Origin of the sequence: Kitasatospora cinereorecta, assembly GCF_024172095.1 — a bacterium.
GTDB classification, from domain to species: domain Bacteria; phylum Actinomycetota; class Actinomycetes; order Streptomycetales; family Streptomycetaceae; genus Kitasatospora; species Kitasatospora cinereorecta.
On record NZ_JAMZDX010000001.1, the window covers coordinates 190,853 to 214,444 of the forward strand.

Consider the following 23,592-nt stretch of genomic DNA (forward strand, 5'->3'; position numbering starts at 1 on the left):
AGGCTACCGGGCATCCGCGATCACGCTACGCGGGGGGCGCCGACTCGCACGGGTCATGCCACGCGCGGACGAGCGGCCGGCCGGCGCAGGCCCACCTTGATCAGCGAACGGAAGCTCCACAGCAGCATCAGCGCCATCACCGCGGCGGCCAGCGACAGGCCGAGCGCCGCGTTCAGCGGCAGCGAGATGCCCACCAGGCCGCCCGCCACCCAGCACAGCTGCAGCGCCGTCTCCGAGCGGGCGAACGCACTGGTGCGCACCGCCTCCGGCACGTCCCGCTGGATCAGCGCGTCCAGTGCCAGCTTGCCCAGCGACGCCGCGATCCCGGAGGCCGCCGCCACCAGCGCCACGGTGGCGATCCCGTACCAGAACGCGGCCGCCCCGGCCGCCACCGTGGCCAGCAGCAGCATCGCGGTCACCGTCGCCTCCGAGCCGCGGGTGCGCAGCCACGAGCCGAACACCGAGCCCAGCGCGTTGCCCACGCCCGCCGCCGCGACCACGATCCCCAGCGCCGCGGTCTCCGGCAGCCCGCCGGGCGGGTCCTTGCGGATCAGGAACGCCAGGAACATCACCAGGAAGCCGACCAGCCAGCGCAGCGCGCAGACCCCGCGCAGCGCCATGATCACCGACGGTCCGACCGCCCGCAGCACACCCTTGACCTTCGGTTGGTGCGGCTCGGCGTGCAGCTCGGCGCGGACCTCGCCCTTGGCGGAGTCCACCTTGTGCGGCAGGTGAAACGCCATCAGCGTGCCGATCACGAAGACCAGGAACGCCCCGCGCAGCGGCCACCCCGGCCCGATCAGGTGCAGCAGCCCGCCCACCCCCGCCGCCACCATGGTGGTCACCAGGCCGGCCAGGGTGACCCGGGAGTTCGCCTTCACCAGCGACAGCTGCGGTGGCAGCAGGCGGGGCACCACCACGCTGCGCACCACCCCGTACGCCTTCGAGGCGACCAGCACCCCGAGCGCCTCCGGATAGAGCGCCAGCCCGCCGGTGGTGACCACCCCGGCCATGGTCCACGCCAGCACCGCGCGGGCCAGCATCGACATCGCCATCGCCGAGCGGCGGCCGTGCGGCAGCCGGTCCAGCAGCGGCCCGATCACCGGCGCCAGCAGCGCGAACGGGGCCATGGTGATCGCCAGGTACAGCCCGACCCGGCCGCGCGCCTCACCGGTCGGCACCGAGAAGAAGATGGTGGACGCCAGTGCGACGGTGATCAGCATGTCGCCGAAGGAATTGAGGGCGTGCAGCTCGATCAGCTTGGCCAGCCCCGACTCGCCGGCACCCTCCGCGGAGGTGGCCCGGCGGATCCGTCGGCCGGTGCCGTGCACCACCCGCCCGGTCCGCACGCCCGCCGCGGAAGCCCCGCGGGCCAGCGCGCCCCGGGACCGCACGACCTTGGTGTCCGGCTCCCCGTCCGACTCCGTGCCCGACTCCGCGTCCGGACCGGCCTCGTCAGGGCCGGCCTTGTCGAGGTCGGCCGCGGTGCCCTCGCCGCTCGGCGCGGGGTCGTTCCCCGGCCGCGGCACCTCACCGCCGTCCGGGGCGTCCACGGGCTGCTGCCGCACCACGGTGTCCTGCTCCGGCGGGCCCTCGGCCTGCTGGGAGTGCAGTCCGTGCTGCGACGGAGTCTCATCCGCCACAAGGCCAATCCTGCCCGACAATGCCGTGGCATACGAGTGATTGAGGTCTCCGGCGTGGTCGGTTCGGGTACGCCGCCCGCCGTGCGGGCCCGACGCCCGCGGCCCCGGGCTGTGCTCGGCGACCGACCGGCGGGTAGCCTGCACTACGCGTGCCCTCGAGTGCGGCCGGGGCGGGGACCGGGGCGGCGCGGCCCGTCCCCGGAGCGGCCCGGGGTCGAGCAGAATGGACACGGCAGCGACGCCCGGTGCACCGACCGCCGCGGACCGCCGGAGAGACCGCAGGATTGACCAGGACTGGGAGAGAATCGACGCCGTGAGCGCTGCGATGCGAAGCCGAACCCCCGACCGGCTCTGTGCCGAGGCCGTCGAACTCGCCCGCCAGGCAGCCGTCGACGCCGTCGGAGCGGGCAATGTCGGCGCCCACCTCGGAGTGAGCGCGGACGCCGACCGCGTCGTCACGCACACCTTCGAGTGCAACGACGCCGCCTACCGCGGCTGGCGCTGGGCCGTCACCGTCGCCCGCGCGCCGCGCGCCAAGAACGTCACCCTCGACGAGGTCGTGCTGCTGCCCGGCCCCGACGCGGTGCTCGCCCCCCAGTGGGTGCCGTGGAGCGAGCGGCTGCGCCCCGGCGACCTCGGCCCCGGCGACCTGCTGCCCACCGGCGCGGACGACCTGCGCCTGGAGCCCGGCTGGAGCGGCGAGGACGAGCCCGCCCCCAACTCCGTGCTGGCCGAGGCCGCCGAGGAGGACGTGGTGGTCAGCGACCCGCACGTCCAGCCGGCGCCCGCCCGCGCCGAGATCGGCGCCGTCGCCGACGAGCTCGGCCTCGGCCGCGCCCGGGTCCTCTCCCGCCTCGGCCTGCACGCCGCGGCGGAGCGCTGGGAGTCCGCCTACGGCCCGCAGACCCCGATGGCCCAGTCCGCCCCGGCGCACTGCACCACCTGCGGCTTCCTGGTCCCGATCGGCGGGTCGCTCGGGCAGGCGTTCGGCGTGTGCGGCAACGAGTTCGGACCGGCCGACGGCCAGGTCGTCTCGCTCGCCTACGGCTGTGGCGCCCACTCGGAGGCCGCCGTGCTGCCGGCTCCGCCCGTTCCGTCCGAACTGATCCTGGACGAGACCGTGGTCGAGCCGCTCCACATCCACGCCGACCGCACCTCCGGCTCCGTCGAGCCGGACGCCCCGGCCGAAGAACTCGGCCACGCGTAGCCGCCGAGGCCGACCACGAGGGGCGCGGGGAACTGCGCGACCGGCCACCGCTCTGCCCGAGTGCGTGCTCGGCCGCGCCGTTCCCCGCGCCCCTCGTGGCGAACCCCCTCCGTACTTGAGGGAGAATGCCGACCGTACGCATCGCGACGGAAGGTGCAGGGCCTGTGGAGCCTCGGATCATCGGCAGTGGCACGGACGGCGCGGCGGCGGACGTTTTCGACACCGCCTCCTTGCGCCGGCGGGTGCTGGACGCCTGGACGGCCGCCCCGGCCCGCTTCCGGGAGGACGCCAACGCCGAGGAGGAGCTGGCCCTCGGCGGCTACCGGGACCGCCTGATCGTCGAGCTGGCGCAGAACGCCGCCGACGCGGCGGCCCGGGCCGGCGCGGCCCCGGGCCGGTTCCGGCTGACCCTGCGCGACGGGATGCTGGCGGCGGCGAACACCGGCGCCCCGCTGGACACCACCGCGGTCGAGTCGCTGTCCACCCTCCGCGCCTCCGCCAAGCGCGAGGACGGCCACCCCACCGTCGGCCGGTTCGGCGTCGGCTTCTCGGCCGTCCTGGCGGTCACCGACGAGCCCGCGGTGCTGTCCGCCCACGGCGGTGTCCGCTGGTCGCTGGCCGAGGCGTACGGGCTGGCCGGGGCCCGCCCGGAGCTGGCGGAGGAGCTGCGCCGGCGCGAGGGGCACGTCCCCCTGCTGCGGCTGCCGTTCCCGGCCGAGGGCGCCGCCCCGGACGGGTACGACACGGTGGTGGTGCTGCCGCTGCGCGACACGGCCGCCGTCGACCTGACCCGCCGCCTGCTGGACGAGATCGACGACGCCCTGCTGCTCACCCTGCCGGGGCTGGCCGAGGTGACGGTGGAGACCCCGGAGGGCGTCCGTACGCTCACCCGGACCGCCGAGCCGCAGCGCCCCGACGGCATCACGACCGTCACCATCACCGACGGCGCCGAGCGCACCGCGTGGCAGACCGTCAGCGCCTCCGGCCGCCTCGCCCCGGCGCTGCTGGCGGACCGCACCACCGAGGAGCGGGCCCGCCCGTTCTGGTCGGTGACGTGGGCCGTCCCGGTCTCGGCGACCGGCAACCCGCACCCGCTGCGCACCACCCCGGTGGTGCACGCGCCCACGCCCAGCGAGGAGCCGCTCGGGGTGCCCGCGCTGCTGATCGCCGGCTACCCGCTGGACTCCACCCGGCGCCACGTCGCCCCCGGCCCGCTCACCGACTTCCTCACCGAGCGGGCCGCCGACGCCTACGCCGAGCTGCTGCGGGCACGCGGCGCGGACATCCACTCGCTGACGCTGGTCCCCGGCCCGCTCGGCCAGGGCGCGCTGGACAACGCGCTGCGGTCGGCCATCCTCGACCGGCTGCCCGGCACCCCGTTCCTGCCGTACCCGAAGACGGTGGAGGAGGGCACCCCGGCCCTGCGCCCGCGCGACGCGACGCTGCTGGAGGGCGCCGACCACTCGGTGGTGGAGGCGCTGGCCCCGATCTTCCCCGGCCTGCTCCCGGCCGGCCTGGAGCGGCGTGCGGAGCTGCGCGCGCTGAACGTCCGCCGGGTGCCGCTGGCCGAGGTGGTCGACCAGCTCGGCGGCCTGGAGCGCGACCCCGCGTGGTGGCGCAACCTGTACGCGGCACTGGGCGGCGCCGACCCGGAGGCGCTCGGCGCGCTGCCCGTCCCGCTCGCCGACGGACGGACCGTCACCGGCCCGCGCCGCGTCCTGCTGCCGTCCGACGCCGCCGACTGGGCCGGCTACGAGGGCTACCCGGAGTCGCTCGCCGACGCGCTCAACCTGCTCGACCTGCGCCTGGCCCACCCGGAGGCGGCCCACCCGCTGCTGGCCAAGCTCGGCGCCGGCACCGCGACCCCCGCCGGCGTGCTGGACACCCCCGAGGTGCGGACCGCGGTGGCCCGCTCGGTGGAGCTCGGCGAGGACGACTTCGACGCCGCCGTGGACCTCGCCGACGCGGTGCTGGCCCTGGTCAGGGCGGCCGCCCCGGCACCCGGCGAGCACCCGTGGCTGGGCCGCCTGGCACTGCCCGACGACGAGGGCGAGCTGACCCGCGCCGGCGAGCTGATCCTCCCGGACAGCCCGCTGGCCGCGCTCGCCCGCGAGGACGACGCCGCCTGGGTGGACGAGGACCTGCTGGAGCGCTGGGGCCCCGAGGTCCTGGTCGCGGCCGGTGTGCTGGCCTCGTTCGCGCTGGTCCGGGCCGAGGACGTGGTGCTCGACCCGGACGACCTGGAGCGGCTCGACCCGACCGCCCCGGCCGACCGGGCCGCCGGCGGCGCCCCCACCGGCCTGATCGACGAGGCCCCGGACGGCCTCGCCGACTGGTGCGAGGACGCGCTGGAGGCACTGCACGCCGACGACAGCGGCGAGCTGGGCGTCCCCCCGGTCGCCGCCGAGCTGGTCGCCGTCCGCGACCTCGACCTGGTCGACGACGACGCCTGGCCCGAGGCCCTCGCCCTGCTCGCCCGCCCCCCGTACCGCGAGGCCGTGGTCAACCCGGTGCGCACCCTGCTGCCCGACGGCTCGTACGTCGACCTGCCGCCGTACACCGCCTGGTGGCTGCGCGACCACCCGGTGCTGGACGGCCGCGAGCCGGCCGGACTGCGCGCCGCCGGCGCCGATCCGCTGCTGCGCGGCCTCTACGACGAGGCCCGCACCACGCTGGACGCCCAGTTCCTGCACGCGCTCGGCGTGCGCACCACGCTGGCCGCGCTGCTCGCCGAGCCGCACGGCCCGGAGGAGCTGGTCGACCGCCTGGTCGACCCGGACTCCGTGGTGACCCACCGCCAGCTGCACGGCATCTACACCGCCCTGGCCAGGCTTCCGCTCGAGCGGGTGGAGGCGCTGGACGAGGTGCGCGCGCTGCCGCCGCTGGACGAGTCCACCGGCCGCCGCGACGACCGCACGGTGATCGTGGACGCCGCCGACGCGGTCGTCGCCGACGCCCCCGACCTGGTCGAGCTGCTGCACGGCCACCACGTGCTGCCGGTCGAGCCCGCGCTGGCGGCCGAGCTGGCCGAGCGGCTGCACGTCTCGCTGGCCAGCGAGGTGGCCGGCGGCCGGGTGCTCTCCGAGGGCACCCTGCACCGTGTCCCGGCCGTGGTCCGTGAGCTGCTGCCCGGCTGCCCCGCCGTGTACGAGGAGCACGACGAGCTGCTGGTGGTCGGCCCGGACGGCGCGGAGGCCCACGTCGCCTGGCGCTGGGACGTCGCGGGGACCGCCCCCGAGCTGCCCTACGACCCCGAGGCCGCCGAGGCGGCGGACGAGGACGACGAGTTCGAGGTCCCCCCGGTCCCCGGACTCCTCCACGCCGCCACCCCGGAGGGCCTGGCCGCGGGCCTGGCCTGGTCGGTCGGCCAGTGGCACCGCCGCTTCGAGGTCCTCGCCGCGCTCAGCGAGCCCGAGCGGGCGTACGAACTGCTCTTCGCCCGCGACTACGAGTGACCCGGCCGTGAAGCGCGGGAGCGCCCCGAACCCCCCTCGGGGCGCTCCCGCGGACACCACACTGCAGGGGCGCGATAAACCCCCGATTGTCAGCCGATGACGGTCAGGCCCGCTCGGCGTCGACCGGCGCCTCCTCGGCCCGCTCGGGCCTCCCGTCGGCCTCCCGGACCGCCACCCGCCAGACGATCTCCAGCAGCACGCCCGCGACCAGCGCGATCGCCACCGCGATCCACGGATCCTCGGCGCCGGCCAGCGAGAGCTCGAAGAAGTCCGACAGCCCCGGCACCACCAGCACCAGCGCGAACGCCCCGCCCATCGCCCCGATCAGCAGCAGCCGCCACCAGGTGTACGGCCGCGCCACGATCGCCAGCACCCAGATCGCCACCAGGAACAGCGTCAGCGTCGCCACGCTGGTGTCCGCCTCCAGGTCGGTCCCGTGGTTGGCCCGGGCCAGCATGTACGCGGTGAAGGTGGCGGCGCCCGCGATGACCCCGCCCGGCACGGCCAGGCGCAGCACCCGCCGCACGAACCCGGTCCTGGCCCGTTCGTTGTTGGGCGCCAGCGCCAGGAAGAAGGCCGGCACGCCGATGGTCAGGGTGGAGAGCACGGTCGAGTGCCGGGGCAGGAACGGGTACGGCACGTGGGTGAAGACCACCAGCAGGGCCAGCAGCACCGAGTAGACCGTCTTGACCAGGAACAGGCTCGCCACCCGTTCGATGTTGCCGATCACCCGGCGGCCCTCGGCCACCACCGAGGGCAGGGTGGCGAACCGGTCGTCCAGCAGCACGATCTGGGCGACCGCCTTGGTGGCGTCCGACCCGGTGCCCATCGCCACCCCGATGTCGGCGTCCTTGAGCGCCAGAACGTCGTTGACGCCGTCCCCGGTCATCGCCACGGTGTGCCCGCGGGCCTGCAGCGCGCCGACCAGTTCCCGCTTCTGCTGCGGGGTGACCCGGCCGAACACCGCCGTCCGGTCGGCCACCTCGGCCAGCTCCGCCGGGTCCTCGGGCAGCGTCCGGGCGTCGAGTGCGGTGTCCGCCCCGGGCAGCCCCAGGTGCGCGGCCACCGCCCCGACCGACACCGCCGCGTCACCGGAGATCACCTTGGCCCGCACCCGCTGGCTCTCGAAGTAGCGCAGCGTGTCGGCGGCGTCGTCGCGCAGCCGCTGCTGAAGCACCACCAGGGCGAGCGGCCGGAGCCCGGCGGCCGGGTCGGGCGAGTCCAGCGGGGCCGGGGTGCGGCCGAGCAGCAGCACCCGCAGGCCCTTGGCGCCCAGCTCGTCCACCTCGGCCAGCTGCGGGTCGCCGGCCGGCAGCAGCACGTCCGGCGCGCCGAGCAGCCAGCTGGCCTCGGTGCCCTGCGGCTCCAGCAGCTGCACCCCGCTCCACTTGCGGGCCGAGGAGAACGGCATCGCCGCCACCACCCGCCAGGCGCCGTCGTCCGGGGTCGGGTCGTCCGGGGTGCCGTGGTCCGGGGTGCGGTCGTCCGGGGTGCCGAAGGCGTCGATCACCGCCCGCATGCTGGGGTTGGGCCGGGCGTCGGCGGCGCCCATCGCGCCGAGCGCCCGCTGCAGCACCGCGCGGTCGGCGAACAGGTGCTCGGCCACCGGGGTGCCCGACCGCAGGTGCCCGTCGGCCTGCGGCAGCGGCCGCAGCTCGACCAGGTCCATGCCGCCCTCAGTCAGCGTCCCGGTCTTGTCCAGGCAGACGGTGTCCACCCGGGCCAGGCCCTCGATCGCCGGCAGCTCCTGGACCAGGCACTTCTTGCGCCCCAGCCGGACCACCCCGATCGCGAACGCCACCGAGGTCAGCAGCACCAGCCCCTCCGGCACCATCGGCACGATCCCGGCCACCATCCGGCGGACCGCCTCCCGCCAGTCGTGCCCCTCCACCGCCAGCTGGCTGATCACCAGCCCCAGCGCGGTCGGGATCAGCAGATAGGTGATGAAGCGCAGGATGTCGTCGATGCCGCTGCGCAGCTCGGAGCGGACCAGGGTGAACCGGCTCGCCTCCTCGGCCAGCTGCGCCGCGTACGCCTCCCGGCCGACCCGGGTCGCGGTGAAGGCGCCCGCGCCGGCCACCACGAAGGAGCCGGACATCACCTGGTCGCCGGGGTGCTTCAGCACCGGGTCGGGCTCGCCGGTGAGCAGCGACTCGTCGATCTCCAGCCCGTCCGCCTCGGCGACCCGGCCGTCGACCACCACCTTGTCGCCGATGCCCAGCAGCACGGTGTCGTCCAGCACGATCCCGGCGGTCGGCACCCGGACGGCCGTCCCGTCCCGGCGGACCTGAGGCTTGGCCTCGCCGATCAGCGCCAGGCCGTCCAGGGTCCGCTTGGCGCGCAGCTCCTGCACGATGCCGATCGCCGTGTTGGCGACGATGACCAGGCCGAACAGGCCGTCCTGGATCGGGCCGACCACCAGGATGATCGCGAACATCACGCCGATGATCGCGTTGAACCGGGTGAAGACGTTGGCCCGGACGATCTCCTTGGCGGAGCGGCTGGAGCGGACCGGGACGTCGTTCACCTCGCCGCGGGCGACCCGTTCGGCGACCTCGGCGGCGGTCAGTCCGGTGCTCCGCCCGCCGCGCCCGGGGCCCGACCCGGTGGCGTGGGCGCCGGAGCCGGTGGGGGCCGTGCCGTCCGCTGGGTGCGTCATGGCACCGACTCTATGAGGGCGATTTGTCCGATGCGCCCTACTTAGGTGCGATTCGGTCCAACCGAGTGGCGGGGGCGCGCGCCCCGGACCCGGCCCCGGTCGGCGGACTCAGCCCTGGTCGGCGGGCCCGGCGACGGCCGCGGACTCGGCGGCCCGGGCGCGCCGGATGGCGTCCCGGCGGGCCCGGCAGTACCAGAGGCCGATCAGGCCGAGCAGCCCGCCGGAGAGGCAGATCCACGGCCAGCTGCCGTGCCCGTGGTCGGAGAGCGCGCTCTGGAAGGGGAGCAGCACCACGAAGGCGGCGAACCACAGCGCCGTCCCGGCGCCGACGATCGCGACGTCGTTCGCCTCCAGCGGCGGGGGAGCGGGGCGCAGCGGGGTCTTGGGCATGGGCCCTAGGGTACGGGGGTGGCCGCGGCGGACGGCAGTGGCCGGGTGATTTCCCGGCGGGCGCGGTGCGGGGCCGCTGTTCTCGGTCAGGGGCCGCTGCTGCGCGGTAAGGGGCTTCCTCTACGCGCGAAGATGGCGTGCGTACGATCCGAAATTCATACTTGTGCTTCCTCTGCCCCCACCCGACGAGGACCCCGCATGTCTCCGCTGGCCCAGCCGACGGCCGCCACCCCCGAGTCCGACCGGATCGCCCCGCGGCCCCCGGCGAGCCCCCTGGACCGCTTCTTCCGCATCTCCGAGCGCGGCTCCACGCTGCCCCGCGAGATCCGCGGCGGTGTCGCCACCTTCTTCACGATGGCGTACATCCTGGTGCTCAACCCGATCATCCTCGCCTCCGCCACCGACGCCACCGGCGCCCACCTGGACAGCGCCCAGCTGGTCACCGCCACCGCGCTCACCGCCGGGCTCACCACCCTGCTGATGGGCGTCATCGGCAACGTCCCGATCGGCCTGGCGGCCGGCCTCGGCGTCAACACCATCGTGGCCCTCCAGCTCGCGCCCCGGATGAGCTGGCCGGACGCCATGGGCATGGTGGTGCTGGCCGGCTTCGCGATCATGGTCCTGGTCGCCACCGGCCTGCGCGAGCGGGTGATGAACGCCGTCCCGCTCGGCCTGCGCAAGGCCATCGCCATCGGCATCGGCCTCTTCATCGGCCTGGTCGGCCTGGTCGACTCCGGCTTCGTCAGCCGCATCCCGGACGCCGCTCACACCACCGTCCCGCTCCAGCTCGGCGGCACCGGCCACCTGCTCGGCTGGCCGGTCCTGGTCTTCGTCATCGGCCTGCTGCTCACCCTGGCGCTGGTGGTCCGCAAGGTGCCCGGCGCGATCCTGATCTCCATCGCGGTGACCACCGGCATCGCCGTCCTGGTCCAGCAGCTCGCCCATCTGACCGGGCAGTCCTGGGGCCTCACCGTCCCCGCCTGGCCGGGCAACCCGGTGGCCGCCCCTGACTTCGGCCTGGTCGGTCACGTCAGCCTGTTCGGCGGCTTCTCCAAGGTCGGCGCGGTGACCGGAAGTTTGTTCGTTTTCACCGTGCTGATGTCCTGCTTCTTCGACGCGATGGGCACCATCCTCGGCGTCGCCGACGAGGCTCGGCTGCTCGACGCCAAGGGCGACCTGCCCGGCATCAACAAGATCCTGATGGTGGACGGCATCGCCACCGCCGCCGGCGGCGCCACCTCCTCCTCCGCCAACACCTGCTTCGTCGAGTCCACCGCCGGCGTCGGCGAGGGCGCCCGCACCGGCTTCGCCTCGATCGTCACCGGCGCACTCTTCCTGGTCGCCCTCTTCCTCACCCCGCTCGCCACCATGGTCCCGGCCCAGGCCGCCACCCCCGCGCTGGTCACCGTCGGCTTCCTGATCCTGGCCAACTCGGTCAAGGAGATCGACTGGTCCGACCACACCATCGCGATGCCGGCCTTCCTGACCATCGTGATGATGCCGTTCACGTACTCGATCACCAACGGCATCGGCGTCGGCTTCATCGCCTTCTGCGTGCTGCGCCTGGCCGCCGGCCGGGGCCGCGAGGTGCCCGTCGCGATGTACGCGGTCGCGGCGGTGTTCACCTTCTACTACCTGATGCCGGCGCTCGGCCTCGGCTGACGGCCGCGCCGCCGGGAGCACTGCGGGCCCCTTCCCCTGTGTGGGGGGAGGGGCCCGTCGGTGTTCCGGGTCAGGTGGTGAGGGTGCCCGGGCCGGGTTCCACGGCGACCTGGTCGGCGGTGAGTTCGGCGCCGCAGTCCTCGCAGATCGAGAGCTGGCGCAGCGCGCCGCCGCAGCCCTCGTGCCGGTAGAGGATCGGCGGGCCCTGCGGGGCCGCCCAGCGGTCGCCCCAGACGGTCAGGGCGACCAGGACGGGCTGAAGGTCGAGCCCCTTCTCGGTGAGTATGTACTCGTGGGTCGCCTGCTCGCCGCCGATCGGCCGGGTGGACATCAGTCCGGCTTCGACGAAGCGCTCCAGCCGGCTGGAGAGGATGTTCGGCGCGACCCCGAGCCCGCGCTGGAACTCGGTGAACCGGGTCGACCCCGCGAACATCGCGTCCCGCAGGATCAGCAGGCTCCACCGCTCACCGACCACCTCCAGCGTGCGGGCGGCCGAGCAGTTCTCCCGTTCGTAGGTCCGGCCCAGCATCGAGCACCTCCATCCCGATCAACTTGCGTCACGATAGTGACCACCGGTATGTTACCCGCATCACGCTACTTGCATCACGATAGCGGAATGGTGTGAACCTCCAGGCTGTCCGGCTCCCGGGCTTTAAACCCGTCAGATGGGCACGCAGGGAGAAACGCGCTCCGGCCCCAACCGGAAGGCTTGACGCACCACTTCATGTGACGGACGAGGAGGGTGCACCATGAGCGACGTTCAGTCGGCGGGCAAGAGCGTGATCGACGGCATCGGCCACCGGTTCGTGGAGGCCAATGGCATCCGGACCCACATCGCGGAGCAGGGCGAGGGACCCCTGGTGGTCCTGCTGCACGGCTTCCCGGAGACCTGGTACTCCTGGCGCCACCAGATACCCGCCCTCGCGGCGGCCGGGTACCACGTGGTCGCCCCGGACCTGCGCGGCTACGGGCAGACCGACGCCCCGGCGGAGGTGGACAAGTACTCCCAGCTCCACCTGGTCGGCGACCTGGTCGGACTGCTCGACGCACTCGGCGAGCAGCAGGCGGTGGTGGTGGGCCACGACTTCGGCACCGCGGTGGCGTGGAACGCGGCGCTGCTGCGCCCCGACCGCATCCGCGGTGTGGTCGCGCTGAGCGTCCCGTACCTGCCGCGCGGCCCGATCAGTGCCCTGGCCGGCCTGCGCCAGGCGCTCGGCGACGGCTTCTACATGCAGTACCTGCAGGAGCCCGGTGTGGCCGACACCGAGCTGGCCGCGGACGTGCGCGCGAGCCTGCTGCGCTTCTACCACTGGGGCTTCGGCGACTCGCCGCAGGCCGCGGCGGCGAGCCTGCCGGTGGTGCCCGAGGGCAGCGGTCTGCTGGACATCATGCCGGCGACGACCGAGCTCCCCGGCTGGCTGACCGAGGCGGACCTCGACGTCCACACGGCCGAGTTCACCCGTACCGGGTTCACCGGCGGCCTGAACTGGTGGCGGACGATCGACCTGAGCTGGGAGCTGACGGCGGCCTGGCAGGGCGCGCCGCTGACGACGCCGGCGCTGTACGTGCACGGCGACCGGGACGGGAGCGTGGGGCTCCCCGGCATGGACCAGCTGATCGCCAACCTGCAGATGTTCGTGCCGAACCTGACCCGCACCGTGGTGCTGCCCGGGACCGGCCACTGGACGCAGCAGGAGCGTCCCGAGGAGGTCACCACGGAACTCCTGAAATTCCTCGCCGGCCTGTAGAAAACCCGATCGCCGACACCGTCGGATCCTTCGAGAAAGGGATCTCACCTTGACCACCGACACAGCCACTCCGCCACGTTTCAGCGGCAGGCAGCGGTTGATTCTGCTCCTCCTGCTCGGCTCCGGCTTTCTGTTCGCCGCCGACTACTCGATCCTGAATGTCGCGTTGCCGAAGGTCGGGGCGGGCGTCGGGTTAGGCCTGACCGGGCTTCCCTGGATCGGTTCCGCGTACACGCTGCCCGCCGCCGGCTTCATGCTGATGTTCGGCCGCCTCGCCGACCTGTACGGCCGGCGCCGGATGTTCCTGGCCGGCATGGTCCTGCTGGCCGCCGCCTCGCTGCTCGGCGGCTTCGCCACCAACCCGACGATGCTGCTGACCGCCCGCGCGCTGCAGGGCACCTCCACCGCGATGGCGCTGCCCGCGGCGCTGTCGCTGATCACCACCACCTTCAGCGAGGGCGGCCTGCGCGACCGCGCCCTCGGCCTGAACGGTGCCATCCTGTCCGGCGGGTTCACCGCCGGTGCGCTGGTCGGCGGCGCCCTGGTCAGCCTGCTGAGCTGGCGGGCCGGGTTCTTCATCAACGTCCCGTTCGCCGTCCTCATCCTGCTGATCGCCCCCGCGCTGGTCGGTGAGAGCCGGATCCCCGAGCGGGTGAAGGTCGACCTGCCGGGTGCGGTGACGGTGACCGGCGGTCTGCTGGCCGTGGTGTACGCCGTGGTCCAGAAGAACCTGATCGCGGCCGCCATCGGCGTGGTGCTGCTGGCCGCCTTCTGGCTGATCGAGGTGCGCTCGCCCGCGCCGCTCGCGCCGGTGCGCTTCCTCAAGCGGTCCACGGTCAAGTGGGGCAACTTCGCGGGGCTCGTGACGTTCTCCATGGAGACCGGCATGATCTTCCTGATGACGCTCTACCTCCAGGACGTCCTCAAGTTCGCCCCGGTGGTCACCGGCCTCATCTTCGGTGTCCCCGGCCTTGCCGCGGTGTTCGCAGGCCCGATCGCCGGACGCATCCTCGGCCGCTTCGACAGCCGGAAGGTCGTCACCCTGGGCCTGATCCTGCAGGCCCTGATGATCCTGCCGCTGGTGTTCCTCGGGGACAGCAGGATGGCGCTCGCGGTGCTGATCCCGGCGCTGTTCCTGGGCTTCTTCGTGCACGTCACCGTCATCGTCTCGTACATGGTGATCGGCACCTCCGGCCTGCCGGACGAGGAGCAGGGCCTGGCGACCGGCCTGACCTCGCTGACCCAGCAGGTCGCCCTCACCGTCGGCGCCCCGATCATGGTCTCGATCGCCGCCACCCAGAGCTCCCAGCTCACCGGCACCCACCTCGCGCTGACCGTGAACGTGGCCGTGATCGTGGCCGGCGCCGTCCTCATCTGGTTTGGCCTCCGCCCGCGCGGGCAGGCCGCCACTGCGGGCGCGGCCACCGTTCCGGCGGCCAAGGGAAGTGCCGAAGACCTTGCCCCGTCGCTGGATTGACCGATTGTCAGATCATCTGATCGTCTCTCACGGCCCCCTGTACAGCACAGAACAGAACGATTGAGGAGAACCGTCATGATCACGCCGAAGCTCAGCAGCATGCTCCTTGGCACCACCAAGCCCGAGGAACTGCGCGAGTGGTACCGCAAGGCGCTCGCCCCCGAGTACCAGGGCGAGGGGCCGATCGACCTCGGCGGCTTCCTGCTGGTCATCGAGAAGCGCGACGACGTCGAGGCGAAGAACAACGAGCCGGGCCGCATGATCATCAACTTCCACGTCGACGACTTCGACGCCGTGGAGGCGCAGCTCAAGGCGGCCGGCGTCGAGTGGCTGCTCCCGGTGGCCGACCGCCCCTCCGGCCGCTTCGGCACCTTCGCCGACCCGGACGGCAACTACCTGCAGATCATCCAGTTCAACAAGTAGGACGTTCGCACCGTCGAACGCCTCCCGTGCCCGGCCCGCCGCACCCGCGGCGCGCCGGGCACGAGGCGTTGGGGCACGGGGCGTTGGGCCCTGTGGAGCGGCTCCCGGGGCCCGGGGGCGGGCCGCCGACCCGGTCGGGTATGCCGGACACCGCAGACCGCTGCCCGGGCCCGCCCAGCCGCCCGTACCGTCTGCCGGCCCCGGCCGCACGTACTGCCCGTGCGGTGCCCAGGAGGCCGGTCCGGGCGGCCGTACGCCGTCGAGCCGGGGAGGGTGCCCGGGAACGCGGAGAGCCGCCGCGCCGGGTGGCGTGGCGGCTCTCCGTGCGGGGTGCCGGTCAGATGAACATCGTGTTGGGCTCCAGGCCGCACAGGACCCGGCCGTAGGTCTCGGTGTTGGAGTCCGGGCTGAACATCGGGTGCACGCTGATGGCGTGGAGGTCGCGGTGGATCCGCTGGATCGGCTCGTGCTTGTAGATGGACGAGCCCCCGCTGGCCGAGGCGAAGATCTCCACGGCCTCCTTGGCCAGCTTGGTGGCCCAGCCCTCGTCGGCGCGGACCCGGGCCCGCTCCTCGATCGTCCAGGGCTCGCCGCTGGCCGCCTTGGCGTCCACCAGCGCCGCGGCGTGGTACGCGTGGTACTCCGCCTGCTCGGTCTTCATCACGGCGGTGCCGACCTGGATGTGGGTGACCGGCGCCTCGGCCTGGTGCTCGTAGTCGGTGTACCGGATCGGCCGTCCGGGCATCTTCTCGAAGAACGCCTCGCGGGCGGCCTTGGCCATGCCGACCAGGATGCCGACGGTGGCGGCGGAGCCGGCCAGGATGGTCGGGCTGCGCCAGATGGTGCCGTCCGCGTTCAGCTTCGACATGCTGTTCGGCCGGATCGCCGAGGCCAGCGGGATCATGTGGCTCTCCGGGACGAAGACGTCCTTGGCCACGGTGGTGACGCTGCCGCTGGCCGCCATGCCGGAGGTGTGCCAGTCGTCCACGATCTCCAGGCTCGACATCGGCACGGCCAGGATGACCGGCTCGGGCTCGGCGCCCGGCCGGAGCAGGATGGTGGCCAGCTCCTGCCAGTTGGAGTGCAGGGCGCCGCTGACGAAGTGCCAGGAGCCGTTGAGCAGGTAGCCGCCCTCCACCGGTACGCACGCCCCGCTCGGGCTGACGGCGCCGCAGATCCGGACGTCCTCGGTGGTGAACACCTCCTCCTGGGCCTCGTCGGGGAACAGTCCGACGATCCACGAGGCGATCCAGTAGGTCGACATCGTCCAGGCCAGGGCGCCGTCCGCCCGGCCGAGATCGATGGCGACGTCCACCAGGGTCTTGGTGTCGGCCTCGTAGCCGCCGAACCGGGTCGGCATCCGCAGCTTGAAGATCCCCGCGTCGCGGAGGGCCCGGATGGAGTCCTCGTGGATGCGCCGGTTCTCCTCCGACCATGCCGCCTTCTCCCTGAGCACTGGCACCAACTCGGCCAGGGAGCTCTTCAGTTCTTCAATTGTCGGCTGATTCTGCGACGTTCCGGTGATCGACACCCTAGCCTCCTGAGGAAGAGCCGTGACGTGGATCGACAATCCCATTCGCGACCCGTGCGGGGCTTCTCCCGGATTGCCGGAGACGGGACGGCAGTGACGGGCCGGACCGGGGTATCCTCGCGCGATTCGTGCGCAACTCTTCGGTTGCTCTTCGGGCCTCCATGTGCAACCATGAAGTTGCACCCCAAAACGGCGGCAACGAAAGAGGCATCATGAGCGAGGAACTGATCGAGCGTGAGACCCTGATCGAGGCGTCCCTGGAGCGGGTCTGGTCCCTGGTGGCCGAGCCGGGCTTCTGGGTGGCCGACGAGGCGAGCCTGACCGGCGCCGAGGCCAAGGAGGGCGACTCGATCGTCGCGAAGAACGCCGAGTACGGCGACTTCCCGGTGCGGGTGGAGAAGGTCACCCCGCCGACCTACGTCGCGTACCGCTGGGTCACCGCCTTCCCGGGCGAGGAGCTGCGCGAGGACAACAGCACCCTCATCGAGTTCACCCTGACCGCCGAGGGCGACAAGACCCGCCTGCGCGTCGTCGAGAGCGGCTTCGCGGCCCTCCCGACCACCGAGGAGCGGCGCACCAAGACCCTGAGCGACAACGCCAGCGGCTGGCCGCAGGTGCTCGCGGCGCTCAAGACGCGCGCCGAGAAGTAGTCCGTCCGGCCGGGATGCCTCTCGGGCGGACGGCCGGGCGGTGGTGCGGGCCCTCCCCCTGCCCCGGGGAGGGCCCGCACCGCCACCCGGCCGGGGTTCAGCGCTTGCGGGCGATGGTGACGCCGTCCCGGACGGGCAGCATGACGGCCTCCACCCGGGGGTCGGTGGCGATCAGCTCGTTGAGGCCGCGCATCGCCAGGTGGTCGGGGCCGGTGAAGGCCGGGTCGAGGACGCGGCCGCCGAGGAACACGTTGTCCAGGACGACCAGGCCGCCCGGCCGCAGCCGGGGGACGATCTCCTCGTAGTACGCCGGGTAGGAGGCCTTGTCGGCGTCGATGAAGGCGATGTCCAGCTCGGGCTCGGTCGGCAGGGCGCGCAGCGTCTCCAGCGCCGGGGCGAGGGCCAGTTCGACGCGGTCGGCGACGCCGGCCCGCTCCCAGTAGCGGCGGGCCACGGCGGTCCACTCCTCGCTGACGTCGCAGGCCAGCAGCCGGCCGCCGTCGGCCAGGCCGCGGGCGATGCAGATCGAGGAGTAGCCGGTGAAGACGCCCACCTCGACCGCCCGGCGGGCGCCCACCAGGCGGGTCAGCAGGGTGAGCAGCGCGCCCTCGTCGTGCGAGATCTGCATCCCGGCCGCGCCGCCGGTGGCCTCCCGGGTCTCGGCGACCAGTTCGCGCAGCAGCTCGTCGGGCTGGGTGCTGTGGGCGAGCACGTAGTCGGCGACCAGCGGGTGGGTGGGTTCCACGGTGTCCCCGCCGATCGGCTCGCTCCAGTCGACCGCCAGGTCCTCGCGGGCGGCGAACCGGACGAGGTGGCGGGCGACCACGTCCTGCACGCCGGCCAGCGCCTCGGCGTCCGCGGCGGTGGCGGTCAGCTCCAGGCCGTCCGGCCCGGGGACGAGCACGCAGCTGCCCGCGCTCAGGGTGACGGTGCCGCGTCCGTCCAGGGTGAGGTCGGTGGAGACCTTGCGGCCCAGGTGCGAGACCAACTGCTTGATGTAGCGCTCGGGGCGGTCGGTGTCGACCAGTGCCGTCGAGACGGGCATCGGGTTCCTCCGGCGAGTCGTGGGGCAGGGTGCCCGGCAGGTGGTAAGCGTCGAGGATTGCCGACGCTTGCCGGGAACGAGTCTGGGCTCAGTGGTGATCGTTTGTCAAAGCGTCGAGAGTTATGGACACTTTTCGGTCATGGACCCGATCGACGACGAGCCCGTGGTGCTGCGCTCCCCCGCGCAGTTCAAGGCGCTCGGCCACCCCGTACGCCACCGCCTGGTCAACGTATTGCGCCAACGCCCGGCGACGCTGCGGCAGTTGGCGGAGGCGATGGGCGCCGCCAAGGGGACGATCGGCTACCACGTCCGGGTCCTCCAGGACGCCGGCCTGGTCCGCGTCGCCGAGAGCAGACAGGTCCGCGGCGGCACCGAGCAGTACTTCGCCCTGGTCAGTCGCAGCTTCCAGTTCCACGAGGACGCCCGGGGCGGCGCCGAGTTCATGATCAACGCGGCCCTCGCCGAGATGCTCCCGGAAGGCGAGGAGAAGACCGGGACCACCGTCCTGCGCCACCTCTGGCTCACGCCCGATGAGGTCCGCGCCCTCGCCGAGCGCCTGGAGACCCGCGACGCCGAACTCGCCACCGGCACCCCCGCCGCCGGCGCCGAGGCCTACGGCCTGCTGGTCAGCCTCTACCGCGCCGACATCCCGGCACTCACCCCCGACGAGGGCTGACCGGCCGGCGCGATGACATCTGTCATGCCGGAGCGGTGACGGGCGGTCCTGCCGTGCACGACCTGCCGGGGGCAAGAATCGTGGTGTCGGCGGGGCGAAGGGCGCGGGGCCGGCACGGCGGACGGGGGAGAACATGAACGGCACCGTGGAGACCGCGGAACAGGTGGAGGCCGAGGCGGCGGCCGGGGACCTGCCCAAGGTCGCCGAGCTGCGACTGCCCGGCTGGTACTTCGCCTTCGAGGGGACCGTCGCCGGCATCTTCGACCTGCTGCGGGCCTTCCCGTCCGCCTGGCCCGCCGTGGTCGTCCTGGTGGCGGCGAACATCGCCGTCTCGCTGACCGTGATGCGGCGGCGCCTCAGGCTCGCCAAGCTGCTCTGGCGCGGCAAGGGCACCCGCAGGATCATGTTCACCCTGGTCGGCATCCGGATCGGCGCCCACCTGCTGCTCGCCGCGATCGGCTTGGCCGCCGGCTCGGCCACCACGCACGTGCTGTTCGCTCTGGCGATGAGCGCACTGAGCGTCGGCCTGATGCTCCACACCCAGCGGACCTCGCTCGCCGCCCTGGTGGCGAGCGGCAAGGCCACCGCCTGAACCGCTGGAACGACCACCGCCGGTGCGGCCCGTGCCGGTTCAGCCGGTCCGGGCCGCGCCCGGGGGCCAGACCCGGTGGACGGGCACACCGGCGGCCCGCGCCGCCGCGACCATGTGGGCGGTACCGCCCGGACCGTTGCCCGGGCCGCCGTCCCAGACCGCGACCAGCAGGTCCGCCCGGCGCAGCAGTTCGGCGTTGGCGGCGACGTACGCGGCACTGTCCGGCTCCGGGGCGGGCAGCACCAGCACCTCGGCGGCGGCCCGGCACAGCCGGTCGAACTCCTCCGCGTAGGCCGTGTACCCCGCCGCCACCGCCGCCGCCCGGTAGCGGGCCGAGGGCAGCACCACCTCCAGCCGGCCGCCCAGTTCCAGCACCACGTCCGCGAACAGCGCGTCCGCGCCCGGGGCGATGCACGAGAGGCCGGTGAGAGCGCCGCCCCGCGCGTACGGGCCCAGGAGTGCGAGGAGTTCGGCGCGGATCGACGGGAGGCCCGCCCCGGCCAGGTCGAGGTGGCCGGTCACGGCGATCACGGTCATACGACTCCCTGCGGCTCCCGGCCGGGCACCTCGCGCCCGTACCGCCGCCCCGCGGCCACCCGTGGACCGGCTGCGTCCGGTCTGCCCGCTGCGGCCGCACTTCACTCCCGGCGCCGGGTACTTCAGTCCTGGCGCCCGGCGGCAGCCTCCTGGACAGGGCTGACCTGGGAACCCGACAATCGCTGTCATGACGTCACTCGAGTTGCGCACCGCGCTCGCCCGGCCGTCCCAGGCCGAGCGGGACCAGGCGCTGGACGTGCTGCGCGACGGCGTCGGCAACGGCCGGCTCTCGCACGACACCTTCATCCGCCGGATGGAGCTCGTCCTCACCGCCCGCAGCCGCGCCGAACTCGCCGACGTCGTCTCCGACCTCCACACCTACGGCCGGGTCTCCCGGCTGCTGCTGCGCACCGTCGCCAGGGTGTCCGCGCTGAACGTCCGGCTGCGGCACACCTGGCAGGCCGAGCAGGTGCCGCGGCTGCGCCTGCCCGGACCGGGCGTCACCCGGCTGACCATCGGCCGGATGACCGGATCCGACCTGCGGCTGGGCGACAGCACCGTCTCCCGCAACCACGCCGAACTGCGGTGGGAGAGCGGCGACTGGGTGCTGCACGACCTCGGCTCCAGCAACGGCACCTACGTCAACGACCTGCGGGTGGCCGGCGCCGTGGTGGTCCGCCCCGGCGACCTCGTCCGCTTCGGCCGCCAGGCCTTCCACCTCACCGTCGACTGACCGACGCACCGCTTCGGTACCACCGGCGTCAGTACGTCCGGCAGAGCCCGGCCGCGCCCGCGCCGGTCGCCGCCGCGAGCCGGAGCATCCGCAGCGGCCCGTCCAGCAGCTCGGCCGGATCGTAGCCGGGTGCGTCACCGGTCGCAGCGATCCAGTCGGTGATCCCGGCCAGCACCTCGGCCCGGCGTCGACCGGAGAGGTCGAGCACCCGCTCGGCGGCGGGCAGCGAGTCCCGTACCTCCTGCGCCGTCAGCAGGAAGTCGCCGAGCATCCCCGGCAGCTGCAGCGCGGCGTCGTGGCCGAGCGCGTAGCAGAGCGCGGTGGCCGGGTCGGTCTTGCGCAGTACGGCGGCGAAGTGGGTGCCGGCCTGCTCGACGAGGTTCAGGCACGCGTCGCGCAGGGCCTCGGCAGCCGGTGTCTCCGGGTGGGCGGAGCGGACGAGCGCGGCGAAGCGCTCCGCGGCGCGCGTGGCGTGGACCCGGCCCCCGGAGTCGTGTTCGAGCATGGGTTCGCCACCCTCCGCCCACCACCGCAGGGAGTCGCCGAGATCACGCGAGGGCCCTCCGGTGCCCGGTTCCCACAGGTGGAGGAAGCGGAACGGCAGGTCACGCGCCTCGGCGTCGGGAATCGGGCCGATCAGCCACAGTCCGGTCCAGCTCATGGTCCCGAGTCTGGGACTGGTGGCGGACGACGGCAACCGCGTACCGTCATGAGGCGTCGTTAGCTTGTACTACCGATCCGTATTCCGGCGGTACGTCTGTGCGCGAGGGGGCACACTCATGGCGATCGAACTGCCCGACGAAGTGGTGTCGTTCCTCTCCGTCATCGGCATCAACTGGCCGACCGTGAACGAGGACAGTGTGCGGGAGTTCGCCTCCCACGTCCGGGAGTTCGCCGAGAACGTCGAGTCGGCGCACCAGGACTCCACCGCCACGATCCAGAAGCTGGGCGAGGCGTACGAGGGCGCGTCCTACGAGGCGCTGCTCGCCAAGTGGGCCCAGCTCTCCGACTCGCACATGAACGAGCTGGTCCAGGCCTGCCACGTGGTGGCCACCGCGCTGGACGTGGCCGCCGACGTGATCGTCGCCATGAAGGTCGAGACGATCGCCGAGCTGGTCGCGCTGGCCGCCGCGTTCATCGCCGACCAGGCGGCCGCCGTGGCCACCCTCGGCGCGGCCGAGGCGGCCGTCATCCTCATCGAGGAGGCGGCGAAGCGGTTGATCAACTACCTGGAGCAGCAGCTGGAGCAGTACATCATCGGCCAGGTGGTGACGGCCGCGATCGACCCGCTGGTGGAGGTCGTGGCGAACGCCGTCTCCGGGCTGGTGTTCCAGGCCGCCGAGGCCGCCCTCGGGGTGGGCGGCGGCGGGGGCGGCGGCACCGGATTCCGGATCGACCCGGAGGCGCTGGAGGCCCACGCGCAGATGATGCACGACCACGCGGAGACCGTGGCCGGCCACGCGCAGACGTTCCAGGCCAAGGCGGCGGGGGTGAGCTTCGAATGACCAACCAGATCGTGAAGGCGCTGGAAGAGGGCGCCCAGAAGGTCGGCAAGACCCTCGCCGAGGACGCCGGCAAGGCCGTCAAGGACCTCTACCACTCGGCCGGCGACAACCTGAAGAAGGTCGCCCACAACACCCGCGAGGCCGACCGCCACCACGAGGGCGAACTCAAGCGGATCCTCGGCGGCGGCTCCAAGAACGGCCCGCACGGCCCCGGCACCCCGCGCAGCCCGCACGGCCCGGCGGGCGAGGGCGGCAAGAAGAAGTACTTCATCCACGACGACGGCCGCGTCCAGGAGCTGCGCAACGGCAAGCTCCACGACCTGGACCCCAAGGACGGGTCCGGCATCCACACGCTGCTCGACTCCTCGAAGAAGGACCACGTCAAGGACCCGACCGAGAAGGACATGCGGTCGACCTACCACGCCCGCAAGAACAAGAAGAACCCGAGCGAGAAGGTCTCCAGCGAGAAGATCGACTCGCCGACCGAGCTGTCCCACGCGGTCGAGGAGGCCCGCCGCGCCAAGGGCGACTACGGCGGCACCAACTACGCCTCCCTGCACTACAAGGACGCCGACGGCAAGGAGTTCGTGCTGGTCGGGCAGAGCGGCGACCTGCGCAGCCACTCCGAACGCTCGATCGGCAAACCGCTGCTCGGCGGGCGGGAGGGCAACGTCCAGGAGCTGTACACCGAACGGGCGCCCTGCCAGAAGGACGCCAACTGCGAACGCTGGCTGGCCAGGCACTTCGAACCGCACAACGACGACATGAAGGTCAGCCACGGCGTCGACTACAACAGCAGCCTCCCCAAGGAGGAGCGCGACTGGGGCCACAAGGCCTACCTCGACCAGCTCAAGCAGGACCACGCGGCCGGCAGCCACGGCGGCACCATGGGCTCCCACGACTTCGACGCGAAGGGGCAGGAGAACATGGAAGCCGCCGAGGCCAGGCGGCAGGAACGGGCCGCCAAGCGGGCCCGCAAGGGTCTGTAGAGTCCATGGCGCCGGAAGCGGAGGAGTGACGGATGCTGGTGCAGATCGACTGGAGCGTGGTCTCCGGGGAACACGTCCCGGCGGGCGGGATGCTGCGGCTCCGCAAGGAGGCGGCGGCCCGGATCTGGTCCGACGAGGACGCGGCGCGGTTCGCCGTCGAGGTCGGCGTGCCGCACTCGAACGGCCTCTTCCGGATCGTCGCCGAACTGGCCGAACGCGACCCGGCGAGCCCCGACTGGGCCTTCGTCGAGCCGTACGAGGGCGGCCGGGTCGACACCCCGCACGGACCGCTCCAGCAACTCGGCGAGGTCTACCAGTCGCTGGTGTACGTCCACCTCGGCGACGGCACGGTCTGGATCTCCGACCCGGACTCCGAGGTCGAGTACGAGCTGGTCCACCGGGACCTGTCCTCCTTCGCGTACCTGGTCTACAAGATCGCCGCGGAGAAGCCCCGCCCCGAGGAGGACCCCGACCCGTTCGACTGGGCCGACGCCGAGGAGATCATCCGCGAGGACACCACCGCCTGGGACCCGCTGCCCTTCGAGAGCGGCGCCCACTTCTGGGAGATGTACCTGGAGTCCTACCCGATGCTCTGAGCCGCGGCGCGGACCTGGTCGGACGCGAGGGCACGGCGGCCCGGGACCCGCTGCCCCGCGGCGGTGGGGGCGGT

21 protein-coding genes and 1 pseudogene are annotated in these 23,592 nt (G+C 73.1%); 13 read left to right on the forward strand and 9 right to left on the reverse strand.

Annotation, left to right across the window (positions count from 1 at the left end; translation table 11 throughout):
- Positions 1–53: 53 nt before the first annotated feature.
- On the reverse strand, positions 54–1,394 hold the full coding sequence (locus FHR36_RS00980; RefSeq protein ID WP_407660793.1) for an MFS transporter: 1,341 nt from the start codon (positions 1,392–1,394) through the stop codon (positions 54–56).
- 574 nt (positions 1,395–1,968) lie between these two features.
- On the opposite strand from FHR36_RS00980, the gene FHR36_RS00985 reads away from it, so the two are divergent.
- The gene (locus FHR36_RS00985) at positions 1,969–2,850 is read left to right on the forward strand and encodes a DUF3027 domain-containing protein (protein WP_253794635.1); all 882 of its coding nucleotides are present in this window, start codon (positions 1,969–1,971) and stop codon (positions 2,848–2,850) included.
- 164 nt (positions 2,851–3,014) lie between these two features.
- Positions 3,015–6,305: a sacsin N-terminal ATP-binding-like domain-containing protein gene (locus tag FHR36_RS00990; RefSeq protein ID WP_253792860.1), complete on the forward strand. Its 3,291-nt coding sequence runs from the start codon at positions 3,015–3,017 to the stop codon at positions 6,303–6,305.
- A gap of 103 nt (positions 6,306–6,408) precedes the next feature.
- Here the strand turns inward: FHR36_RS00990 and FHR36_RS00995 are convergent, their stop codons facing one another.
- Together FHR36_RS00995 and FHR36_RS01000 are read right to left on the reverse strand one after the other, a co-directional pair.
- Positions 6,409–8,964, reverse strand: a complete 2,556-nt coding sequence (locus tag FHR36_RS00995; RefSeq protein WP_253792861.1) for a cation-translocating P-type ATPase — start codon at positions 8,962–8,964, stop codon at positions 6,409–6,411.
- 108 nt (positions 8,965–9,072) lie between these two features.
- Positions 9,073–9,354 (reverse strand): DUF2530 domain-containing protein, encoded by a 282-nt coding sequence (locus FHR36_RS01000; protein WP_253792862.1) that lies wholly within the window; start codon positions 9,352–9,354, stop codon positions 9,073–9,075.
- 198 nt (positions 9,355–9,552) lie between these two features.
- Here FHR36_RS01000 and FHR36_RS01005 point away from each other — a divergent pair, with 198 nt between their 5' ends.
- The gene (locus tag FHR36_RS01005) at positions 9,553–11,016 is read left to right on the forward strand and encodes an NCS2 family permease (protein WP_253792863.1); all 1,464 of its coding nucleotides are present in this window, start codon (positions 9,553–9,555) and stop codon (positions 11,014–11,016) included.
- Between the two features lie 70 nt (positions 11,017–11,086).
- On the opposite strand, the gene FHR36_RS01010 is transcribed toward FHR36_RS01005, so the two are convergent.
- Positions 11,087–11,545: a winged helix-turn-helix transcriptional regulator gene (locus FHR36_RS01010; protein WP_253792864.1), complete on the reverse strand. Its 459-nt coding sequence runs from the start codon at positions 11,543–11,545 to the stop codon at positions 11,087–11,089.
- A 220-nt stretch (positions 11,546–11,765) separates the two neighbouring features.
- On the opposite strand from FHR36_RS01010, the gene FHR36_RS01015 reads away from it, so the two are divergent.
- The 3 genes from FHR36_RS01015 to FHR36_RS01025 all read left to right on the forward strand — a co-directional run bounded on the left by FHR36_RS01015 (position 11,766) and on the right by FHR36_RS01025 (position 14,664).
- A complete protein-coding gene (locus FHR36_RS01015) occupies positions 11,766–12,764 on the forward strand; it encodes an alpha/beta fold hydrolase (protein WP_253792865.1) in 999 nt (332 codons plus the stop codon).
- 49 nt (positions 12,765–12,813) lie between these two features.
- Positions 12,814–14,241, forward strand: a complete 1,428-nt coding sequence (locus tag FHR36_RS01020) for an MFS transporter (protein WP_253792867.1) — start codon at positions 12,814–12,816, stop codon at positions 14,239–14,241.
- A 75-nt stretch (positions 14,242–14,316) separates the two neighbouring features.
- Positions 14,317–14,664, forward strand: a complete 348-nt coding sequence (locus FHR36_RS01025; protein ID WP_253792868.1) for a VOC family protein — start codon at positions 14,317–14,319, stop codon at positions 14,662–14,664.
- A gap of 337 nt (positions 14,665–15,001) precedes the next feature.
- On the opposite strand, the gene FHR36_RS01030 is transcribed toward FHR36_RS01025, so the two are convergent.
- Entirely contained in the window at positions 15,002–16,120 is a 1,119-nt protein-coding gene (locus FHR36_RS01030) for an acyl-CoA dehydrogenase family protein (protein ID WP_253792870.1), read from the reverse strand.
- 287 nt (positions 16,121–16,407) lie between these two features.
- Here FHR36_RS01030 and FHR36_RS01035 point away from each other — a divergent pair, with 287 nt between their 5' ends.
- Positions 16,408–16,845, forward strand: a complete 438-nt coding sequence (locus tag FHR36_RS01035) for an SRPBCC domain-containing protein (protein ID WP_253792872.1) — start codon at positions 16,408–16,410, stop codon at positions 16,843–16,845.
- Positions 16,846–16,942: 97 nt separating this feature from the next.
- On the opposite strand, the gene FHR36_RS01040 is transcribed toward FHR36_RS01035, so the two are convergent.
- Together FHR36_RS01040 and FHR36_RS01045 are read right to left on the reverse strand one after the other, a co-directional pair.
- Positions 16,943–17,590 carry an O-methyltransferase gene (locus FHR36_RS01040; protein WP_253794636.1) on the reverse strand — a complete coding sequence of 216 codons (648 nt, stop codon included), beginning with the start codon at positions 17,588–17,590 and terminating at the stop codon, positions 16,943–16,945.
- 33 nt (positions 17,591–17,623) lie between these two features.
- Positions 17,624–17,890: pseudogene (locus tag FHR36_RS01045) on the reverse strand (DUF2218 domain-containing protein); the annotation flags it as partial.
- A 139-nt stretch (positions 17,891–18,029) separates the two neighbouring features.
- Between FHR36_RS01045 and FHR36_RS01050 the strand changes: the two are divergent.
- Entirely contained in the window at positions 18,030–18,566 is a 537-nt protein-coding gene (locus FHR36_RS01050; protein ID WP_253792874.1) for an ArsR/SmtB family transcription factor, read from the forward strand.
- Between the two features lie 133 nt (positions 18,567–18,699).
- Positions 18,700–19,158 carry a hypothetical protein gene (locus FHR36_RS01055; RefSeq protein ID WP_253792875.1) on the forward strand — a complete coding sequence of 153 codons (459 nt, stop codon included), beginning with the start codon at positions 18,700–18,702 and terminating at the stop codon, positions 19,156–19,158.
- A 39-nt stretch (positions 19,159–19,197) separates the two neighbouring features.
- On the opposite strand, the gene FHR36_RS01060 is transcribed toward FHR36_RS01055, so the two are convergent.
- Positions 19,198–19,695 (reverse strand): hypothetical protein, encoded by a 498-nt coding sequence (locus FHR36_RS01060; protein WP_253792877.1) that lies wholly within the window; start codon positions 19,693–19,695, stop codon positions 19,198–19,200.
- 187 nt (positions 19,696–19,882) lie between these two features.
- Between FHR36_RS01060 and FHR36_RS01065 the strand changes: the two genes are divergently transcribed.
- Complete coding sequence (locus FHR36_RS01065) at positions 19,883–20,428, forward strand: FHA domain-containing protein (protein WP_253792879.1); 546 nt, start codon at positions 19,883–19,885, stop codon at positions 20,426–20,428.
- Positions 20,429–20,456: 28 nt separating this feature from the next.
- On the opposite strand, the gene FHR36_RS01070 is transcribed toward FHR36_RS01065, so the two are convergent.
- Entirely contained in the window at positions 20,457–21,089 is a 633-nt protein-coding gene (locus FHR36_RS01070) for a hypothetical protein (protein WP_253792881.1), read from the reverse strand.
- A 118-nt stretch (positions 21,090–21,207) separates the two neighbouring features.
- On the opposite strand from FHR36_RS01070, the gene FHR36_RS01075 reads away from it, so the two are divergent.
- Genes FHR36_RS01075 through FHR36_RS01085 form a run of 3 tightly spaced genes read left to right on the forward strand, consistent with a single transcriptional unit; the run spans position 21,208 to position 23,518 of the window.
- Positions 21,208–21,933 (forward strand): WXG100 family type VII secretion target, encoded by a 726-nt coding sequence (locus tag FHR36_RS01075; RefSeq protein WP_253792883.1) that lies wholly within the window; start codon positions 21,208–21,210, stop codon positions 21,931–21,933.
- Positions 21,930–22,922, forward strand: a complete 993-nt coding sequence (locus tag FHR36_RS01080) for a nucleic acid/nucleotide deaminase domain-containing protein (RefSeq protein ID WP_253792885.1) — start codon at positions 21,930–21,932, stop codon at positions 22,920–22,922. The genes FHR36_RS01075 and FHR36_RS01080 overlap by 4 nt, the downstream gene beginning before the upstream one ends.
- A gap of 32 nt (positions 22,923–22,954) precedes the next feature.
- Positions 22,955–23,518: an SUKH-4 family immunity protein gene (locus FHR36_RS01085; RefSeq protein ID WP_253792887.1), complete on the forward strand. Its 564-nt coding sequence runs from the start codon at positions 22,955–22,957 to the stop codon at positions 23,516–23,518.
- Positions 23,519–23,592 lie beyond the last annotated feature (74 nt).

What these genes read in the sequence shown, in the direction of transcription:
- FHR36_RS00985 (WP_253794635.1), top strand. Translation starts at nt 1,969, where the DNA reads ATGCGAAGCCGAACCCCCGACCGGCTCTGTGCCGAGGCCGTCGAACTC.
- FHR36_RS01000 (WP_253792862.1), bottom strand. Translation starts at nt 9,354, where the DNA reads ATGCCCAAGACCCCGCTGCGCCCCGCTCCCCCGCCGCTGGAGGCGAAC.
- FHR36_RS01005 (WP_253792863.1), top strand. Translation starts at nt 9,553, where the DNA reads ATGTCTCCGCTGGCCCAGCCGACGGCCGCCACCCCCGAGTCCGACCGG.
- FHR36_RS01015 (WP_253792865.1), top strand. Translation starts at nt 11,766, where the DNA reads ATGAGCGACGTTCAGTCGGCGGGCAAGAGCGTGATCGACGGCATCGGC.
- FHR36_RS01025 (WP_253792868.1), top strand. Translation starts at nt 14,317, where the DNA reads ATGATCACGCCGAAGCTCAGCAGCATGCTCCTTGGCACCACCAAGCCC.
- FHR36_RS01050 (WP_253792874.1), top strand. Translation starts at nt 18,030, where the DNA reads ATGGACCCGATCGACGACGAGCCCGTGGTGCTGCGCTCCCCCGCGCAG.
- FHR36_RS01055 (WP_253792875.1), top strand. Translation starts at nt 18,700, where the DNA reads ATGAACGGCACCGTGGAGACCGCGGAACAGGTGGAGGCCGAGGCGGCG.
- FHR36_RS01010 (WP_253792864.1), bottom strand. Translation starts at nt 11,545, where the DNA reads ATGCTGGGCCGGACCTACGAACGGGAGAACTGCTCGGCCGCCCGCACG.
- FHR36_RS01035 (WP_253792872.1), top strand. Translation starts at nt 16,408, where the DNA reads ATGAGCGAGGAACTGATCGAGCGTGAGACCCTGATCGAGGCGTCCCTG.
- FHR36_RS01065 (WP_253792879.1), top strand. Translation starts at nt 19,883, where the DNA reads ATGACGTCACTCGAGTTGCGCACCGCGCTCGCCCGGCCGTCCCAGGCC.
- FHR36_RS00995 (WP_253792861.1), bottom strand. Translation starts at nt 8,964, where the DNA reads ATGACGCACCCAGCGGACGGCACGGCCCCCACCGGCTCCGGCGCCCAC.
- FHR36_RS01085 (WP_253792887.1), top strand. Translation starts at nt 22,955, where the DNA reads ATGCTGGTGCAGATCGACTGGAGCGTGGTCTCCGGGGAACACGTCCCG.
- FHR36_RS01060 (WP_253792877.1), bottom strand. Translation starts at nt 19,695, where the DNA reads ATGACCGTGATCGCCGTGACCGGCCACCTCGACCTGGCCGGGGCGGGC.
- FHR36_RS01080 (WP_253792885.1), top strand. Translation starts at nt 21,930, where the DNA reads ATGACCAACCAGATCGTGAAGGCGCTGGAAGAGGGCGCCCAGAAGGTC.
- FHR36_RS01075 (WP_253792883.1), top strand. Translation starts at nt 21,208, where the DNA reads ATGGCGATCGAACTGCCCGACGAAGTGGTGTCGTTCCTCTCCGTCATC.
- FHR36_RS01070 (WP_253792881.1), bottom strand. Translation starts at nt 21,089, where the DNA reads ATGAGCTGGACCGGACTGTGGCTGATCGGCCCGATTCCCGACGCCGAG.